The sequence below is a fragment of the Treponema sp. R6D11 genome, from assembly GCF_054786075.1.
This window is the reverse complement of the sequence record NZ_BDHD01000323.1, coordinates 1-1,441: the sequence shown is the minus strand read 5'-3', so window position 1 is coordinate 1,441 and position 1,441 is coordinate 1. Positions and strand designations below refer to the sequence as shown.

The following is a 1,441-nucleotide window of genomic DNA, read 5'->3' as shown; positions in this document are numbered from 1 at the left end:
GTCCCTGAAACGGACGCGGCAAACATAAAAATAATCGAATGGCGGCCTTCCATGAATTTCTACAAACAGGATTATGTAAAACTGTTTTCTTTCGTCGTCGATTTTCTAAAACGCATGGACGCGGTAAAAAGAACGACCGCCGCTTTCGGCAAAAAATGGGTAGGCAATTTTTTTAATAATCTTGGAAAAGCGCGAAAAATCCTCCTTTACAAGTCGATGGATATTCCCGTAATTATCACAGGTTCCGGCCCCGGCTTAGAAAAAGCCATACCTACCATTAAAAAAGTACAGGAAGAATGTTTAATAATCGCCGCCTCATCTTCGGTAATGGCGCTCTCCCATTACGGCGTTAAGGCGGACATAGTAATAAGCACGGACGGCGGCAACTGGGCGTTGCGGCACATCTATCCTTTTTTCAGAAAACAGGAGGACGGTAGTTATGACGGCGTTCGCAACGACGCGGCAAGTGCCGCTTCCTTCGCAGTAAACCTCTGCGCCGCCCTTCCCTCTCAGTGCGCGGGAAGTCCCATGCTGATAATGAACGACGGCAGTTTTTGGCAGAGCGTCATCCTGCACGAGCTTTCCCTGCCTTCGGTAATCATTCCGCAAAAAGGAACCGTTACCGCCTGCGCCGTGGAACTCGCGCTCGCCCTGACAAGCGGAAACATTTATCTTGCCGGCATGGATCTTTCCGTTAAGGACATGAGAAGCCATGTGCGGCCTTACGCTTTTGACCACTTGCTTTTTGACAACGCAAGCCGTTTTACTCCCGTATACTCGCAAAGTTTTATAAGATCGAGTCTTATACAGGAAGGCGGAAGTTTTGACATTTACGCCGCGTGGTTTAAGAAACAGCTTGCCTCATGGCCGAAACGGATTTTTTCCCTTGGCCACAACGAAGTATTTGAAAACGCGCTTTGCGAAGAAAAGGCGGGCAAATACAACACCGGCGAGTATTTTAAGGCGCAGAAAGTAAATGGCGATCCTTCGAACTTCCGTGAAAGAGGCGTTAAAGCCCTAATCGCCGCCTTGAAAAACGGCGAATATTCGGCGAACCTAAAGACTGAACTTGCCCCCCTGCTGTTCCCCGATGAAAAAGACGTAACCGACAATCAAATGGAAACCGCTATTAACGAGGCGGCCTATGGGTAGCCGCTACATTTTTTCCGAATCGCGCTCAGGCGAAATTGTCCCTTCCATTGTAGTCGCGCCCGGAGATAACCGCCCCCTCCACTCGTTAATCGATCCCAAGCGCGAAGCCGAACGCCTCGTCTCGACCATTCCGCCCGATACGGGCTTCGTGATTTTTTTTGGCCTAGGCGGCGGTTTTGCTCCAGATGCCGCTCTCGCAAACACCGCCGCGCAAATTGTCGTAATAGATTTTGACAAGGACGGTATTCAAGAACTGTTATCCGCAAAAGATTACTCGCCGCTCTTAAAC

At 49.5% G+C, this 1,441-nt stretch carries 1 protein-coding gene and 1 pseudogene; both read left to right on the top strand.

What is annotated here, in order from left to right; translation table 11 throughout:
* Positions 1-1,152: 6-hydroxymethylpterin diphosphokinase MptE-like protein (locus tag ACYVTD_RS12745; protein ID WP_461248125.1), on the top strand; the 1,152-nt coding region annotated here is incomplete at its 5' end.
* Positions 1,145-1,441 (top strand): annotated as a pseudogene (locus ACYVTD_RS12740) (motility associated factor glycosyltransferase family protein); the annotation flags it as partial. The gene ACYVTD_RS12745 and the pseudogene ACYVTD_RS12740, both read left to right, overlap by 8 nt.